Annotated in this window: 17 protein-coding genes; 8 read left to right on the forward strand and 9 right to left on the reverse strand. The window is 65.1% G+C overall.

Annotated elements, in window-relative coordinates:
* Positions 1-308, reverse strand: a 308-nt coding sequence (locus E1261_RS46610; RefSeq protein ID WP_238176623.1) for a hypothetical protein, incomplete at its 3' end; no start/stop codon positions are given.
* 912 nt (positions 309-1,220) lie between these two features.
* Between E1261_RS46610 and E1261_RS35095 the strand changes: the two genes are divergently transcribed.
* Positions 1,221-1,676, forward strand: coding sequence for an SRPBCC family protein (locus tag E1261_RS35095; RefSeq protein WP_132414036.1), 456 nt, complete (start codon positions 1,221-1,223; stop codon positions 1,674-1,676).
* A 93-nt stretch (positions 1,677-1,769) separates the two neighbouring features.
* Here E1261_RS35095 and E1261_RS35100 read toward each other — a convergent pair whose 3' ends face one another.
* The 3 genes from E1261_RS35100 to E1261_RS35110 form a co-directional block, all read right to left on the reverse strand.
* Positions 1,770-3,704, reverse strand: coding sequence for a zinc metalloprotease (locus E1261_RS35100; RefSeq protein ID WP_132414037.1), 1,935 nt, complete (start codon positions 3,702-3,704; stop codon positions 1,770-1,772).
* A gap of 166 nt (positions 3,705-3,870) precedes the next feature.
* Positions 3,871-4,605 (reverse strand): anti-sigma factor, encoded by a 735-nt coding sequence (locus tag E1261_RS35105; RefSeq protein ID WP_132414038.1) that lies wholly within the window; start codon positions 4,603-4,605, stop codon positions 3,871-3,873.
* Positions 4,586-5,224 (reverse strand): sigma-70 family RNA polymerase sigma factor, encoded by a 639-nt coding sequence (locus tag E1261_RS35110; RefSeq protein ID WP_238176624.1) that lies wholly within the window; start codon positions 5,222-5,224, stop codon positions 4,586-4,588. Before E1261_RS35110 ends, E1261_RS35105 begins: the two co-directional genes overlap by 20 nt.
* 163 nt (positions 5,225-5,387) lie before the next feature.
* Here E1261_RS35110 and qcrB point away from each other — a divergent pair, with 163 nt between their 5' ends.
* Entirely contained in the window at positions 5,388-7,010 is a 1,623-nt protein-coding gene (qcrB, locus tag E1261_RS35115) for a cytochrome bc1 complex cytochrome b subunit (RefSeq protein WP_132414039.1), read from the forward strand.
* Positions 7,011-7,104: 94 nt separating this feature from the next.
* Here the strand turns inward: qcrB and E1261_RS35120 are convergent, their stop codons facing one another.
* Complete coding sequence (locus tag E1261_RS35120; protein WP_132414040.1) at positions 7,105-7,434, reverse strand: DUF3140 domain-containing protein; 330 nt, start codon at positions 7,432-7,434, stop codon at positions 7,105-7,107.
* A complete protein-coding gene (locus tag E1261_RS35125) occupies positions 7,431-7,658 on the reverse strand; it encodes a hypervirulence associated TUDOR domain-containing protein (RefSeq protein WP_202875291.1) in 228 nt (75 codons plus the stop codon). Before E1261_RS35125 ends, E1261_RS35120 begins: the two co-directional genes overlap by 4 nt.
* Before the next feature lie 140 nt (positions 7,659-7,798).
* Between E1261_RS35125 and E1261_RS35130 the strand changes: the two genes are divergently transcribed.
* The 6 genes from E1261_RS35130 to E1261_RS35155 are packed head-to-tail and all read left to right on the forward strand — an operon-like array spanning position 7,799 to position 12,203.
* Positions 7,799-8,647, forward strand: a complete 849-nt coding sequence (locus tag E1261_RS35130) for a phosphatase PAP2 family protein (protein WP_132414041.1) — start codon at positions 7,799-7,801, stop codon at positions 8,645-8,647.
* Positions 8,644-8,994 carry a lycopene cyclase domain-containing protein gene (locus E1261_RS35135; RefSeq protein ID WP_202875293.1) on the forward strand — a complete coding sequence of 117 codons (351 nt, stop codon included), beginning with the start codon at positions 8,644-8,646 and terminating at the stop codon, positions 8,992-8,994. Before E1261_RS35130 ends, E1261_RS35135 begins: the two co-directional genes overlap by 4 nt.
* Positions 8,991-9,308 (forward strand): lycopene cyclase domain-containing protein, encoded by a 318-nt coding sequence (locus E1261_RS35140; RefSeq protein ID WP_132414042.1) that lies wholly within the window; start codon positions 8,991-8,993, stop codon positions 9,306-9,308. Before E1261_RS35135 ends, E1261_RS35140 begins: the two co-directional genes overlap by 4 nt.
* Positions 9,305-10,630: a cytochrome P450 gene (locus E1261_RS35145; protein ID WP_132414043.1), complete on the forward strand. Its 1,326-nt coding sequence runs from the start codon at positions 9,305-9,307 to the stop codon at positions 10,628-10,630. Before E1261_RS35140 ends, E1261_RS35145 begins: the two co-directional genes overlap by 4 nt.
* The gene (locus E1261_RS35150) at positions 10,627-11,739 is read left to right on the forward strand and encodes a glycosyltransferase (RefSeq protein WP_132414044.1); all 1,113 of its coding nucleotides are present in this window, start codon (positions 10,627-10,629) and stop codon (positions 11,737-11,739) included. The genes E1261_RS35145 and E1261_RS35150 overlap by 4 nt, the downstream gene beginning before the upstream one ends.
* Positions 11,733-12,203, forward strand: a complete 471-nt coding sequence (locus tag E1261_RS35155; protein ID WP_132414045.1) for a glycosyl-4,4'-diaponeurosporenoate acyltransferase CrtO family protein — start codon at positions 11,733-11,735, stop codon at positions 12,201-12,203. The genes E1261_RS35150 and E1261_RS35155 overlap by 7 nt, the downstream gene beginning before the upstream one ends.
* Positions 12,204-12,306: 103 nt before the next feature.
* Here the strand turns inward: E1261_RS35155 and E1261_RS46615 are convergent, their stop codons facing one another.
* From E1261_RS46615 to E1261_RS35165, 3 genes are read right to left on the reverse strand one after another with little or no spacing between them, the layout of a single operon-like run.
* Complete coding sequence (locus E1261_RS46615; protein ID WP_238176625.1) at positions 12,307-12,933, reverse strand: DUF2867 domain-containing protein; 627 nt, start codon at positions 12,931-12,933, stop codon at positions 12,307-12,309.
* Positions 12,934-12,947: 14 nt separating this feature from the next.
* The gene (locus E1261_RS46620) at positions 12,948-13,697 is read right to left on the reverse strand and encodes an NAD(P)H-binding protein (protein WP_238176626.1); all 750 of its coding nucleotides are present in this window, start codon (positions 13,695-13,697) and stop codon (positions 12,948-12,950) included.
* A gap of 51 nt (positions 13,698-13,748) precedes the next feature.
* Positions 13,749-14,240, reverse strand: coding sequence for a DUF427 domain-containing protein (locus E1261_RS35165; protein ID WP_132414046.1), 492 nt, complete (start codon positions 14,238-14,240; stop codon positions 13,749-13,751).
* Between the last annotated feature and the right edge of the window lie 906 nt (positions 14,241-15,146).

The raw sequence follows: 15,146 nt of genomic DNA on the forward strand, positions 1-15,146 counted from the left end.
GCCCCCACGCCGCCAAACCCGCAGATCACGCCACCACCCACACGACTACGGCGCCGCCCTGCCGAGACCACAAACGAGCTCATCTTGCTTCTGGCCAAGTGAAAAGACGACTTTGCCGAGGCCCTGGGTGCTTGGAGCACGTGAGACGTCTTCGGCACCGCTGAGCAACGTGTCCGTGCGCAGGTCGAGATCGCACGCTCTGCGAGCGGCATGTCGATGCCGATCTGCGTGCCTGGGATCGTCAGCGTCGATACCGCGCCGCCTTCGCCGGTTCCGTACTGATCCCGAGTAGCCGACCCGGTCGCCACCGGCTCGACTCTGTATAAGATCCCGACCGGGTCCAGGACCCGGCCAGGAAGGCCTCAAGTGAACGGATCGTCTTGAGTCAGACACCTTCAACGGTGTCAACTCGGTCGGTACCGGCGGCAGTATGCCCAGCGGCAACGGCGGCCACTTCAGCTGGCAAAGCACGGAAAACTTCACCCAGCACCAGATCTACCTGAGTGTCGGCGGTTGTTACGTCTGATGCCACGAAGGCGGCCCGGGGGGAGGGCCCCCTAGCAGTCCAATTCCTACGGCACGATCTGCCTGCCGTCGACCTGACAAACCTCAAAGTTCGACGGCTGAAGACCTGGGACGAGATTCCGCCCGCGGCTGATGCTCGCGATCTTTTGGCGCTAGTGAGTGACCGGGGCACGTTGGCTGCCAGCCACTCCAGCAGATATTGCGAGGGCGCCGTACCGAGCGCACTGCCGTTCTTGATCCTGATCAGCGTGGCAGCGAAATCCGGCTAGTGATGAATTTGTGGACACCCGCATCGACCCCCCGGCCGGTCATACGGTCACCGACCAAACGTGTTGTTGCCGTCGAACGGCCGCATCGCGCAATTGGCCTCCTCGACGCCAACAAGCTCCAGCAACAAGTTGGTGGACGACATTCGACGAAGTGGTGGCCACCTGCTCGACCAACCACTCCACCCTCGCGCGACCGCCGAGCCGCTCCACTGTCGTTGAACACAAGAACCGCTGGCTTGCCCAGCGTGCGGCATACGGCGGGATCATCTACCCGCTGACGTCGATCCCTTTGCCCTTGTCGTTCTGACCCGGGGTCTGAGCGACGAGGAGGCTGGAGAGTTGATTGCCGACATCGCACGCCTGCCCTGGCGCGCGGCGGTAGGGTGACACAAAGCGGTGAGGTGCGAAAAGTCTCCGGGAGAAGCGATGAGCGACCGTGTCCAGGTTCAGGTGACTGATGGGCAGGTGTGGGCGACGGCTGTCGTCGGCGCGGATCCGGCGGAGGTCTTCGACTTTCTGCGGAGACCGGTCAATCATTCGATCGTCAGCGGCGATCGCAGCGTCCAGGGCGCGATGAGAGGCCCGGAGGCCTTGGCTGCTGGTGATCGGTTCGGGATGTCGATGCGCATCGGCCTGCCCTATCGCGTCACTTCGAAGGTGGTCGAGTTCGAGCAGGATCGCTTGATCGCCTGGTGTCACTTCTTCGGCCACCGCTGGCGCTGGGAGCTGGAGCCGGTCGGCCCTGGGCAGACCAAGGTCCGCGAGACCTTCGACCTGACCACCGCCCGCATCCCCGCCGCTCTTCGCCTGCTCGGCCTCCCACGCGCACATTCGGGCAATGTGGCGAAGTCGGTCGGCAACGTCGCCAAGCACTTCAGCTGACCCGCACTCAGCGGCAGTAGCTGGTCGGCTCAGATTGCTCCGCGGACCGTGAGACGCCGCAACCGAGGTTTGGGGCTGCGGCGTCTCGTGGTGTTACGGCAGGGAGCGCGGGCCGCCGGGCTCGAGAGTGTCGACCAAGGCGCCGGAGGGATGAGACTTGGCGCGGTTGCGCTCGGCAGCGGTTGCCTTGCGAGTGTCATCGATGTAGGCGTCGACGTCGACGCCTGCCTGCTTTGCGCCTTCTTCGACGACTGAGTAGGTCTGCGAAGCCAGTGCGTAGGCGGCGCTGTAGTCGTGGCGGGCAAGCGCGTTCTTCGCGAGTCCGAGCAGGAGATCAGCCCGGCGTAGCTCGTCGTGCGCTCGCTCGGCCCGCGGCGCAGCCAGAGCCCTTGCAGCCAGGTCGTTGGCTGCCTCGTTGCGGGCGGCTGTCTGGAAGCGGTCCATGTTGTCGCGGTCGAACTGGCTGAAGTCCCAGTTCAGGTCGATGTAGCTCATCATCGTGTTCGAGTAGTCGCCGAGCCAGGCAAAGTACGTCGCTCCGCTCGGACCGAAGTCCACCCCTGAGGTGCTGTCGTACCCGTCGTGCGGATGCGACAGGCCGAGGTGATGTCCGGTCTCGTGGATGATCGTCGTGGTCAGGCCGTACCCGCTGGTGATGACCGACTCGTTCAGGAAGTTGAAGACGTAGCTCTGGGTGCCGTCCTCGTAGTTGTCGTCGGCAAATCCGAGGGCCGGGACGTCCAGCTCCGGCGGCACGGCGTAGTTGAAGATCGGGAGCTCGTAGTCGACCTTGCCCTGATCGTCCTGCGTTCGCGCCAGCTCCTTCCTGTTCTGCAGGAACAGGTTGGCGAACGCCGGATAACCCAGCTCGGGGTAGCAGGACTGGTTCACGAGCAGCAACTCGTAGCAGCGCTTGGCGTCACCGGTGTAGGGAAGGTCCTGGCTGTCGTAGCTGAACTTGTTCCGCCAGGCCAGCTCCGAGATCTCTGACACCACGAGCTTCTTGTCGATGTAGTCGGTACTCGCGTCGACGCCCGGCCATCCCTCGTAGGTGTTGCTGTCGAGGTTCACGGTTTCGGACGGCGTACTCGGCGGAAGCTCGACGGGGTACAGCGGCGAGCTGGTGAACAACAGGTCCAGCGCCACGTAGCGCACCAGCTTGACCAGATCTCCGGTGAGTTCGCTCGGTGCGCGGAATCCGCCGGCGGTGTACTCCCAGGCGACCGGGATCCGGTAGTCGGCCTCGTCGTCGCCGTCGAGGTCCGCATCGTCGACGTTCCAGCTTCCCGACGAAGCGTCCGGTCCCGCGGACAGATCGTGGAACCAGACCCGGCGAGTGCGACCGAGACCGTCCTCCTCGTCCTTCGCGGTCGTGCCACCCCAGGCGACGATCTTCCGGCTGTCACGTTGGGTGCCGAAGTTGTAGCCGGTGTCCGGGTCGGGCTCGTTGGTCTTGGTGTAGACGTGGTACTTGAAGTCGGCCCGGCCGAACCAGTTGATCAGGAAGACGGTGTTCCTGGTGGTGTCGATTCCAGGCGGCGGGTTGTTCGCCAGCCAGCGTTCGACGGTCGGAGCATCGATCGCGACACTCTTGTCGATGGTCCGGACGTTGCCGTTCTGCGCGTTGTAGTCCTGCTGGAACTTCGTCAGCGCCGCGGGCCGAGCCAGCTTCGACAACTGCGCGAAGAACCGATCCTGGTAGAGCTTCGATGTCGTCGTGACCCGGTAGTCGTACTGATAGGTCAGCCCGAGCTCTTCGGTCACGCCATAGCTCAAGCGGCTGCGGACGACGGGCCGCGACGACGAGGGAAGGCCGGCGCGGAGTTGCCGGGGATCGACCTGCCCAGCCTGATAGCCCACCAGGACGACGTTGACGGGCAGCTTCTCGACGAGCTTCGGCTGCCCGCCTGGTTCGAGATGACGCAAGGGCGGCGGGGGAGCACTGTTGGCCGTCGTCGCTGCCATCGTGCTACCGGCGATGACGGCGAGCGCGGTTCCCAGCAGCGCGACCAAGCGGATCCGTTGCATGTATCGGCACCTTTCACGGGCGGATGGAGCCGACGGCGCACGAGCCCCAGATATCCGGCCGTCAACTCCCGTTCGCACATGCTGCCACACACCCACCCGCACCCAGCGGAAATGACCGCTAAGTGCCCTACCCATCAATGAATTCCACCGATCACGGACAGGGTCTTCAGCTCGGGAGGATGCCTCGGATGATGCTGTTGCGGGAGTGCACCGGGTTGCCGTCGTCGGGCTCGAGTGAAACGTCCACGATGCGATAACCCTGGGCCAGGATCTCACCGGGGATCTGGAACGTGCCGCCGCTGCCCGGGTTGAGCACGCCGAGCGAGACCATCCGCTTGCCGTCGGTGTTGATCATCCAGACCTCGTAGAAACCCTGGACGGCGGACAGGCCCGAGGCGGATACCTTGAGCTGACCGCCTGCGGCGGCCTGCAGAAGATCTGCGGTGCCTGCGCCGGTCTTGCCCTCGAGCGGCTCGAGCTTGATGGCGGCCTGCACAATGGCCGCAGGCTCGTCGTCACCCAGCAGTACTGTGCCGCCAACTCCGGCACCCGCGCCGGCCACAGCTGCGAATGCGGCTGCCGCTGCCAAGGCACGGCCGCCGAAACGCCGTGCGGGTGACCGCCGAGCGACGGGCTCGTCGGGACCGGTGACTGGTGCTGATGGCGCGACGTCCGATTGACCGGGGTCCAAGCTCAGCTCGTCGCTGATCTTGGTCCAGAGCTCGGGTGGTGGGGAGTCGAGGCGCGGTTTCGAGCGGGCGTTGGCCAGCACGAGCTTAAGCTCGGCCAGGGTGGCCGCGCATTGCGGGCATGACTGAAGGTGATCGGTGCCGGGTCCGTCTGGGCCGTCGTCTTCCAGCGCCCATTGCGCCAGCACGTCGTCATCGAGATGTCTCGTCACCTGTCACCTCCTTCAGTCGGTCCCGTAGATGCAATAGGCCGCGGCGGATGTGGCTCTTGACGGTTCCCAAGGGGAGATCCAGCTGCTCCGCGATCTGCGGGTGTGTACGGTCTTCGTAGAAGGCGAGTTTCAGGATGGTTCGCCGCGGGTCGTCGATCTGCTCCAGTTCGTCGGCGATGAGCACCCGGTCGATGGTCAGATCGTCGAGCACCGTCGTCGGTCTCTGTTCGGCGAGGCGCGCCGCGGCCTCGGAGTTGCGCAGTTCACGGCTGCGGGCGGTCATGCGATCGGCGATCCGATGCCGGGTGATCCCGGTGAGCCAGGCTCCGAGTTGACCGCTGTCCGGGTCGAAGTTGGCCCGGCCCCGCCACGCGGAGACGAAAACCTGCTGGGTCACGTCCTCGGCGTCGGCCCGGTTGCCGAGAGCCCGCAGCGCCAAGGTGAAGACCAGGTTCGACCAGCGCTGGTAGGCCTGCGCCAGGCTGTCGGCACGCCCCTCCGCGAAGGCCTTGGAGATTTCGGCCGACGACGGAGCGTCGGCCTCCATGCTGGTCACGGCGATCACTGTAGCGAATGCCTGGCATGGTTCGTGCGCGGCAGGCAGCAGCGTCACCGTCATGAACGACTTCCTTTGTTGACCTATGTCGCTCTGTCTTCTGCTGCCGAGGGAGTTGTGGATGCAGATGGCAACCGATGCATCCAGCGGCACTGCTCAGACGGAAGTTCCTGATAGACGCCCGCCGAACGGATCGGAGGTTCACGGTGATGATGCGGGTCAGAATATGACTCAGGAGTTCCCCGGAGCTGTGAAATGGCTCGACGACCGAGTCGGGATCGGCAAGCTCGGCCGGAAGAACCTACGTAAGGTTTTCCCGGACCACTGGTCGTTCATGCTCGGCGAGATCGCCCTGTACAGCTTCGTCATCCTGATCCTCACCGGAGTCTTTCTCAGTTTCTGGTTCAAGCCGTCGATGGCCGAGGTCGAGTACCAAGGTTCGTACAGCTTGCTCAAGGGCCTGCACTTGTCCGAGGCGTACGCCTCGACGCTGGACATCTCGTTCGACATCCGCGGCGGCCTGTTGATGCGCCAGATGCATCACTGGGCGGCGATCCTGTTCACAGCCGCGATGAGCATTCACCTCTTGCGGGTCTTCTTCACCGGGGCGTTCCGCAAGCCTCGGGAGCTCAACTGGATCATCGGGATCGTGATGCTGTTCCTCGGCATCGTCGAGGGATTCATCGGGTACGGCCTACCCGATGATCTGCTGTCCGGTACCGGGCTGCGCATCACCCAAGGGCTGGTTCTCGCGGCGCCGGTGGTGGGGACCTACCTGAGCTTCTTCATCTTCGGTGGCGAGTTCCCCGGCGATGACTTCGTCTCCCGCTTCTACACCGTCCACGTCCTGCTGATCCCCGGCATCCTGCTGACGCTGATCACGGCCCATCTGTTCCTGGTCGTTTATCACAAGCACACGCAGTACCCGGGGGCTGGCCGGACCGAGAAGAATGTTGTCGGCTACCCGCTGATGCCGGTCTACATGGCCAAGGCCGGCGGCTTCTTCTTCGTTGTCTTCGGCATCACGGCCCTGATGGGCGCACTGCTGCAGATCAACCCGCTGTGGCTCTACGGTCCCTACAACCCGGCCGAGGTGACGGCAGGTTCACAGCCGGACTGGTACATGGGTTGGCTGGATGGCGCCGTACGGCTGATGCCCGGACTGGAATCACAGTTCTGGGGCATCACCATCAGCTGGAACATCTTCCTGCCTGCGCTGGTGGTTCCACCACTGTTCATCGGGTTCGTCGTGATGTATCCGTTTCTGGAGAGCTGGATCACCGACGACAAACGCGAACACCACATTCTGGACCGCCCGCGCAACGTCCCGACCAGGACGGGGATCGGCGCCGCAATCGTCACCTTCTACGGTATCCTGTGGCTCAACAGCGGCAACGACCTGATCGCCACGCACTTCCATCTCTCGATCAACACCATCACCTGGGTCCTGCGGTTCGCGGTCTTCCTCGGTCCACTGCTGGCTTTCTGGGTGACGCGCCGGATCGCGATCTCCCTGCAGCGCTCGGACATCGAGCGGCTTCTGCACGGTTACGAGAGCGGGGTGATCGTCCGGTCACCTGACGGCGGGTACTCCGAGAAGCACGTTCCGATCTCGAAGTACGACGCTTACAGCCTGACTGCCCGAGTACGCGACACCGTCCTGGAAATCCCCACATTGACCGATGAGCACGGGGTTGCCAGACCTCATCGACGCAGAGCTCGCCTGCGCGCTGCGCTCTCACGGTTCTTCTTCGCCGACGCCGTACAGAAACCGGCCAGTGCCGAGCGCGGATCTTCAGACCACCATCACGAAGTCGCCACCGGCGGCCGTGACGACAACCGTGCCTAGCTCGTCGATGCCCTCCCTGCGACTGTTCGATGCGGATTCCGGCGGCGCGCTTGGCGGGGTGATGCCGTCGGTGTCGGTGCGCGTGTTGTCGTCGTCAGGAGGTTGGGTCGTGGCCCCAGTTCATCAACGAATACCGCCAGTCTGTCTCGGTGATGTCGCCACCTGGGCGCTGCTTGAGATGACGATGGACGTACCCGACCACCTTGCGCATGTGCTGGTAGTCGCTGTCGCTGAGATCGGCCTTGTCCGTGTCAAGAAGCTCGATGATTCGCCGTTCGCTGCGATGACCGACCGACTCGGAGCCCGCTTCGGTCTTTTGCCCGACTCGTTTGGACTCCGGGGTCTCGAGCCACTTGCTCAGCTGTTTCGGTGTCATGTTTACGGCAGCCTCAAACTCGTCGTACGTCTCGTTGCTTTCGCTCATGATGACTTCCTCTGCACCTGGCGGAGCGCGGACGGTTTGTGGACGGCCGTACCGCCTGACTTGTCACTGCGAACCAGGTACTGCGGCTCTTCGGGCGACGCGTCCACGGTCCGGCCGCCGGCCTCGGTTCGCTTGGTGATCTTCTGCTCGACCGTCCCATGCGCGGTGCCGCCACGGCTGTCCCACTCCACGACGTCGCCCTTGTCGAACGTCTTCCCGCTCACGATCACACTCCCGTCGTCGAAATGCTGACGAACGGGCCGGTACCCACTTCGAGACCCGAGATCTACCCTCCGAGGGGCGTGCCAGCGGTCCGCAGGGGTACTGGCCAGCCGAAACACGCTCCGAAAAGAACGAGGAACTCATGTCATGGTGGACTACCGCGGCGCCCAGGTCGAAATCCGAGCGGCCGGCATGGGCGCAGCTGCTGATCGCCATGTCGCCACTGAGCCTGGTTCTGCTGTCGTACGCGATCGCGGACTGGATCAACGCGACGATCGCGGTCGAGCCGGGTACCGGAGCTACAACCAACCGGCTGGGATTCGATCTGCAGGTCGGCGGACCAGCGGCGGCGGATCGAGCGCTGTTCGGGGTGGTCCCGACGGTGTGGCTGCAGGATCGCCTGGTGGACAGTCCGGGTGACTGGTACGACGTCGCTGCGTCGCTGACTTATGTCACACACTTCTTGGTACTGCCCGTGGTGACCGCGTGGGTGTGGTTTCGTCGGCGCGAGCGGATCCGCTCCTGGTACGCCGGGATGCTGATGCTGACCGCAGTGGGCATGGTGCTGTACGTCATGTATCCAGCAGCCGCGCCGTGGCTGGGCTCGCAGTACGGCGCGATTGGTCAGGTCGATCGTCTGCCAGGCCGCGGCTGGGAGATCCTCGAGCTCGATCTCGTATGGTCGCTGCTCGGCGATGCGCTGCGCGGCGGTAATCCGGTCGCCGCGATGCCTTCGCTGCACGCGGCCACGCCGATGCTTCTAGCGCTCTTTTTCTGGAACGACTTCAGGAAGCGAGGCCGGATCATCATGATCTTGTACGTTGTGACCATGGCGGTCACGCTGATTTACACCGGCGAGCACTACGCGATCGACGTCCTGGCCGGCTGGGTGGTCGCGGTGCTGGCAATGTTCGCCGCCTTGGCGAGCTCTGCGCTGTCCAGACGACGCAAAGACAACCTCATTGATGGTCCCGGCTGGAGATCACGATGAACCTGACTCGCTACTCCTACGTCGCGATGCTGCTGTTCTGCCTCGCCGGAACGCTGCCGCTCGTGCGGCTGTACCGGCTTCAGGTGTTCCAACGACCAGTGCGTCTCGTCGCGGCCATCATTGTGACCGCCGCGCCGTTCGTGGTGTGGGACCTGTGGGCGACCCACGCTGGGCACTGGTCGTTCGACCGGGGCCAGACGCTGGGTTGGAGGGTGGCCGGGCTGCCGCTGGAAGAGTACGGGTTCTTCGTCGTTATCCCGCTCGCAGCGATCTTGGCCTACGAGACCGTTCGCGCCATGCGTGCCCGCTCTGCGGACTCCGGACGGTCGTTGGAGGAGGTGCCGTGACCTACACCGCGCTCGCCGGTGCCGCCGTACTGGCTGCATTCGCGGTCGACCGCTGGGCGTTACGCACCCGGCTTACCGGGTCGCGGACCTGGTGGACGGCGTACTCGATCATCGTCGCCTTTCAGCTGCTGACCAACGGGTGGCTGACTGGGCGCGGTATTGTCCGGTACGACGGTGACGCGATCATCGGCAGCGGACGCGTCACGGCGTTCGGCGACGGCCGGGTGCTGTATGCGCCGGTCGAGGATCTCGGATTCGGATTCGCGCTGGTATTGACCAGCTGCGCGATCTGGGAGCGGGTGCGGATGCGATGAAGACAACCGATGAGCCGTCGTGGGCTGCGGTTCCCGGTCCGGCGGCGCGCGACATGATGCGCGGATTTCGCATGATCCGCGCCAACCCGCTGCGCTATCTCGAACAGACCCGAGCGCGGTACGGCGATCTGGTGGCGTTCCCGGTCCCCGGCCCACCCGCGCTGCTGCTCAGCGATCCGGACGATGTCCGTCAGGTGCTGCAGACATCGGCGCGACACTGGACCAAAGACACCGTTCAGTATCGCGCTCTGGGCCGGGTCACGGGACCGGGGCTGCTCGCATCGTCGGAGCCGAACTGGATCGAGCACCGGCGCGCCGCAGCCCCCGCCTTCCATCACCAGCGGCTCGACGCCGTCGGCGCTCAGATCGCCGACGCAACCGACGCCGCACTGAAGGACTGGCCGAGCGCTCCGCAGGTTCTCGACGTCGCCCCGCTGACCCTCCAACTCGCCATGGACGTCGTGGGCCGGACTCTCCTGTCGGCGGATCTGTCCATACACGCCCAAAGGTTGCTCGAGGCCACGAATTCGGCAGCGAAACTCATCGTCCGGCTCGGTCGAGCTGTGGTGCCGGTGCCACCGAGCTGGCCGACGCCACTCAACCGGCGCCTTGCGACAGCCCGCCGCAACCTCGACGCGCTATGCCTGGACCTGATCGAAACCCGCCGTGGCACGGCTGCTGGTGACGACCTGCTCGGTCTGTTGATCGACAGCGGGCTGAGCGACCAGGAGATCCGCGACGAGCTGGTCACGATGATTGTTGCCGGGCACGAGACCGTCGCCGCGTCGCTGGCCTGGACGTTGATGCTGCTGGCCGAGGACGAATCCGCGCAGGAGCGGGTGCGCGCGGAGGCCCGTGGGTTGACCGGACCGGTCTGCATGACCGCAACCGCGGGCCAAGCACCGTGGACACGTGCCGTCGTGGACGAGACGCTCCGGCTGTATCCACCGGCCTGGGTGATCTCGCGGCGCTCCCGGCAGCCCGATCGCATCGGCGGACACGACGTACCACCGGGAACGACTGCGATCATCAGTCCGTGGCTGCTGCACCGGCGTACCGAGTCCTGGCCGGCGCCGGAGGACTTTCGCCCCGAGCGGTTCCTGCAGCAGTCCGGTCCGCGCGCGGACTACCTGCCGTTCGGCATAGGGCCGCGACTGTGCATCGGCCGCGAGTTCGCTCTCGGCGAGATGGTCATCGTGCTCTTCCGGATCCTGGCCGACTACCGGCTGCAGGTGCCGGCCGGTTGGTCGCGGCCACGGCCCGAGGCGCTGATCGCGGCCCATCCGCACGGCGGGATGCCGCTAACGGTCACTCCGGTATGACCCTTTTGGCAGGGATCCTGCTAGTCGTTATCGCGCTGCTGCTCGGCGAGCGCCAGTTGGCCGAGCTGCGGAGGGTCCCTGTGCGCACACCGGACCCACGGCGACATGGAAACGTATCCATCGTGATCCCAGCCCGCAACGAGGCCGCCAGTCTGCCGACCCTGCTTGCTTCGTTGCGGTCCATGGCTGCCGAGATCGTCGTGGTCGACGACAGTTCGACCGACGGGACCGGGGACATTGCCCGGTCGAGCGGGGCTCGCGTGGTGGTGGTCACGGCCGTGCCGCCAGGATGGACTGGCAAGGCCTGGGCCTGCCATCAAGGAGCTCAGGCCGCCTCGAGACCGATTCTGCTATTCCTCGACGCCGACACCGAGTTGGCGCCGGGCGCTCTTGACGGTCTGCTCGACCTGCAGCGTGAGGTTGGCGGGCTGGTCTCGGCGCAGCCTTTCCACCGCACCGAGAAGGCCTACGAGCAGTTGTCCAGCTACTTCAACGTGACGTCTCTGATGGCCAGCGGTGCCTACGCCACGCGGCCATCACGGCAGCCGATGGCCTTCGGGCCCTGTCTGATCACGGCGCGCACCGACTACGAACGAGCCGGTGGACACGCCACCGTGCGTCACCAGATCCTCGACGACGCCCAACTCGCGGCCGCGTACGCCCGTGCCGGACTGCCGGTCCGCTGCTTCGTGGGCGGCGCGGCGCTGCGGATGCGGATGTATCCATCCGGTCCGCGCCAGCTCGCCGAAGGCTGGACCAAGAACATCGCCTCGGGCGCCGGCCAGGCCGATACCTGGTCGGCCAGTGTCGTCGGCGTCTGGGTCGCGGCGCACTTCGCCGTAGCCGTCGGAGCCGTGTCCGCGATCTTGTCCAACTGGTCTGCGGGGCCGCGGCTGTTGTGGTGCGGGGCCTGGATCGCGGTGGCCATCCAGCTCAGGCTGAAACTACGCCGGATCGGCTCGTTTCGCTGGTGGACCTGGGCGCTGTTCCCGATTCCGCTTGCGGCCTTCGGGGTGCTGTTCCTGCGCTCGATTTTCCGGACATACGTTCGTCATTCGGTGCGATGGCGCGATCGAAGCATCGAGCTCAAAGGGACACGTGAATGCTGAACGCGCCACTTACCATCGCCTTCGACGTCATCGCCTGGGGAGCCTTCCACGCAGGAACCGGCTACCTCGCCCACCGCCTCAACGACCGCCAACTGTCCCGCGACAGCTGGCTTCTCCGTGCCCGCGCATTCGAGAACGACGGGCGCTGGTACCGGCGGTGGTGGCGCGTCGAGCGCTGGAAGGACCGGGTTCCTGAGGCCGGTGCCCTGTTTGCAGGCGGCATCAGCAAAGCCCATCTCCCTACACCCGGCCGCAGCGGGCTGCCGTTGTTCATCCGCGAGACCCGCCGCGCCGAGCTCGCGCACTGGTGGGCGATGGCCTGCGGCCCACTCTTCGCCTTGTGGAACCCGCCGCTGGCGACGACGCTGCTGATCGCGTACGGCGTACTCGTCAACGCGCCCTTCATCGCCATCCAGCGCTACAACCGCCTCCGCGCCCAACGTATTCTCCGCTCCCGCGCCTAGCCCTCCACAAGTGCCGCCGACTCGGCCGTCAGCCGTTGCGGGCGGATGCGGCGATGTTGCATTGCATGCTGCCGAACACGATGCCGTGGAACGGCTTGATCGCTCACGAGTACAGGTGTCCGGGCAGCCCGTGTGGATGGAACAAGGCCCGTTGCCGGAAGACCGTGTTTCCCTCACCGTCCTCATCGACGACGAGCTCGAGCCAAGCAAGGCCGGGGAGCCGCAGCTCTGCGTGCAGGCGCAACAGCTTGAAGTCGTCGACCTCCTCTACTCGCCACCAGTCGAGCGGATCGCCAACGGCTAGATCATGCGGATTCCGTCTCCCGCGACGCAGTCCGGGACCACCGAACAATCGGTCCGGGAGACCTCGCGCCCACCAGCCCAGCCGCCACGAGTACCAGCCGTTGCCGCCACCGATACCTTCGATCACCGACCAAAGCCGTTCGGGAGACGCGGAAACCACGCTTCTGCGTTCGTCGACGTACAACGACCCACCGGACCACGCCGGGTCGCTCGGCAACGGATCGCTCGGTGCCCCGCGAGTGGAGGCTGATGCCCACGAAGTCGTGACATCGAGATCCTGAACCCGTTTCAGGGCGAGTTGAACCGCGCGATCGAACCCTAGCAAGCCGGGCTCCGGGTCCGCGATGTACTTCGCGATGTCGTGCTCTTTACAGATGACCTCGTGGCTCAGGCTGTCGACGAGCGGGCGCGCAATACCGCTGGGCACTGGCGTGACGAGGCCTACCAGTGACTCGACAGTGAGGACGTCAGCAGAGGCAACGTGATGATGCGGCGGTGACTGAGCTGAGCGGCCCTCGCGTATCGCTGCATCATGTCGCGGTACGTCAGAATGTCGGGGCCCCCGATGTCGAAGCCGCGGCTGACATCGGCCGGCAGAGATGCGCTGCCCACCAGGTAGTGCAAGACGTCGCGGACAGCGACTGGCTGGATCCGCGTGCTCAGCCACCGGGGCGTGACCATCACGGGCAGCCGATCGGTCAGATGACGCAGCATCTCGAACGATGCTGACCCTGACCCGAGAATCACAGCAGCCCGCAGCACAGTGACCGGTACGCCTGAGGCCAGCAGGATCTCGCCGACCTCGCTTCGAGAGTCCAGATGAGGTGATAGATCCTCACCTTCTGGATAGAGGCCGCCAAGATAAACGATCCGACGTACGCCGGCCTCCCGAGCCGCAGTAGCGAACGTCAACGCGTTGTGGCGGTCCCTGGCCTCGAAACGCGGCCCGGATCCCAGCGCATGGATCAGGTAGTAAGCGACATCAACGCCTTCCATCGCAACCCGCAGCAGCTCGGCGTCTCCCGCATCGGCCTCGGCGATCTCGACCTCGTCGTGCCACGGCCGATCCACCAGGCGCCGCGGGTTCCGGGCCATCGCCCGCACCTCGAAACCGGCTCGTAGGAGCTCCGGAACCAGTCTTCCCCCGATGTACCCGGTCACGCCGGTGACCAACGCCAGTTGAGAATTCATCTGTTGCACCTCTCCCAAGTGCATGAATGACAGCCGATCCTGACCCAAGGCTCACCAGAAGGTTGTTCCGGGAGTGCCTTTGAAGGGGCCGACAACCCGGGAGGTCACCCAGCCGCCGTAGAAACTTCCAGGCTGAGGTGTCACCTGCTCGCCATCCACCGTGCAGAGATCCATCGCTCCTGGGTACAGCGCGATGTGGTCTTCCAGCTCTGCGTACTGTTCTGCGGGTCTTGGGTACCACCAGGCCTGGCGTTGCGCGATCCTGTCCCCGCCAACGACGTCGAGATAGCTGGCGAGACCCTTCCATTCGCAGTACGACGATCCGCCACCAGCCGGCCGCAAGCTGTCCTCAGCAAAAGCGGAACGCGGTAGGTAGTACGTCGGCGGGTGGCTAGTCTCCAGAACCCGCCACGACCGCGAGGTCTCGGCAACAATCTGGCCACCGAACGTCACCACGACAAGCTCCGATGACAATTCGAGCGCCGGAGGCCTCGGGTAGTCCCAGACCGACTCCTGGCCCGGACCGGGCTGATCTCTCTTCATGTCTTTCCTTCCGACCGAGCGGTTCGCCCGGATGCGAGCCCACCCGTAACGATCCCCTGATATCGGACAATAGAAGAGGTATGACGGAACTGCGACTGACGGCCCCGCCAAGGCCAGAAAGCGGGGTAAATCGGCGTATAGCGTCCATGCCGATGCTCGCTGGGCCCGATCTGCTTGGGCGGCCGAGCGTCGCCTGCTATGGGCATGGGACCGGGCTGATCGGTTTCTGCCAGGTTCAGGGGACCACCTGGGTTGCCCCAGTCATGGGACCACCGGCGCGCCTGCGGGTGGGTCGTGGTTCGGCTCGTTGACTCTCCGCGTCTTGTTGGTGGATGCGGAGGTCGTCGGGCATGGGATTCAAGGAGGTCTGGTTGAGGCGTGTGAGGTGCTCCGGGCGTGGAGGGTCGTGGGTTGCGGAGCGGGCGGGGGTGGATCGCAGAACCGCGTGCCGGTATGTCGCGGCGGCGGAGGTTGCTGGCCTTGCTGCGTGTGGCCGGGGCTGTGGCGGTGAGCGACGAGCTGGTCGATGTGGAGGCGGTACGCCGGCTCGTTCGAACGGGCACGGCGTGTCGTGGGAGACGTCGCTGGGGCATGAGGAGCAGGTCCGTGCTTGGGTGAGCGGCGGTAAGGGCCGGGACCCGCTGTCGATCGTGAGGATCGAAGAGTCGCTCGTGCAGAAGGGTGTGAAGGTGCGGTGGCCTCCTCGCGTCCGGGACCACTACACCGTTAGATCACGACTACGGCTACCGTACTAGGGCGGTCCGACGGCAGGGGGTCCTCCAGGGCCTCGGCAAAGTCGTCTTTTCACTTGGCCAGAAGCAAGATGAGCTCGTTTGTGGTCTCGGCAGGGCGGCGCCGTAGTCGTGTGGGTGGTGGCGTGATCTGCGGGTTTGGCGGCGTGGGGGC

It is taken from the genome of Kribbella albertanoniae (assembly GCF_004348455.1).
GTDB classification, from domain to species: Bacteria; Actinomycetota; Actinomycetes; order Propionibacteriales; family Kribbellaceae; genus Kribbella; species Kribbella albertanoniae.

What these genes read in the sequence shown, in the direction of transcription:
- E1261_RS35095 (WP_132414036.1), top strand. Translation starts at nt 1,221, where the DNA reads ATGAGCGACCGTGTCCAGGTTCAGGTGACTGATGGGCAGGTGTGGGCG.
- E1261_RS35100 (WP_132414037.1), bottom strand. Translation starts at nt 3,704, where the DNA reads ATGCAACGGATCCGCTTGGTCGCGCTGCTGGGAACCGCGCTCGCCGTC.
- E1261_RS35110 (WP_238176624.1), bottom strand. Translation starts at nt 5,224, where the DNA reads ATGACGGTGACGCTGCTGCCTGCCGCGCACGAACCATGCCAGGCATTC.
- qcrB (WP_132414039.1), top strand. Translation starts at nt 5,388, where the DNA reads ATGACTCAGGAGTTCCCCGGAGCTGTGAAATGGCTCGACGACCGAGTC.
- E1261_RS35120 (WP_132414040.1), bottom strand. Translation starts at nt 7,434, where the DNA reads ATGAGCGAAAGCAACGAGACGTACGACGAGTTTGAGGCTGCCGTAAAC.
- E1261_RS35130 (WP_132414041.1), top strand. Translation starts at nt 7,799, where the DNA reads ATGTCATGGTGGACTACCGCGGCGCCCAGGTCGAAATCCGAGCGGCCG.
- E1261_RS35135 (WP_202875293.1), top strand. Translation starts at nt 8,644, where the DNA reads ATGAACCTGACTCGCTACTCCTACGTCGCGATGCTGCTGTTCTGCCTC.
- E1261_RS35145 (WP_132414043.1), top strand. Translation starts at nt 9,305, where the DNA reads ATGAAGACAACCGATGAGCCGTCGTGGGCTGCGGTTCCCGGTCCGGCG.
- E1261_RS35150 (WP_132414044.1), top strand. Translation starts at nt 10,627, where the DNA reads ATGACCCTTTTGGCAGGGATCCTGCTAGTCGTTATCGCGCTGCTGCTC.
- E1261_RS35155 (WP_132414045.1), top strand. Translation starts at nt 11,733, where the DNA reads ATGCTGAACGCGCCACTTACCATCGCCTTCGACGTCATCGCCTGGGGA.
- E1261_RS46620 (WP_238176626.1), bottom strand. Translation starts at nt 13,697, where the DNA reads ATGAATTCTCAACTGGCGTTGGTCACCGGCGTGACCGGGTACATCGGG.
- E1261_RS35165 (WP_132414046.1), bottom strand. Translation starts at nt 14,240, where the DNA reads ATGAAGAGAGATCAGCCCGGTCCGGGCCAGGAGTCGGTCTGGGACTAC.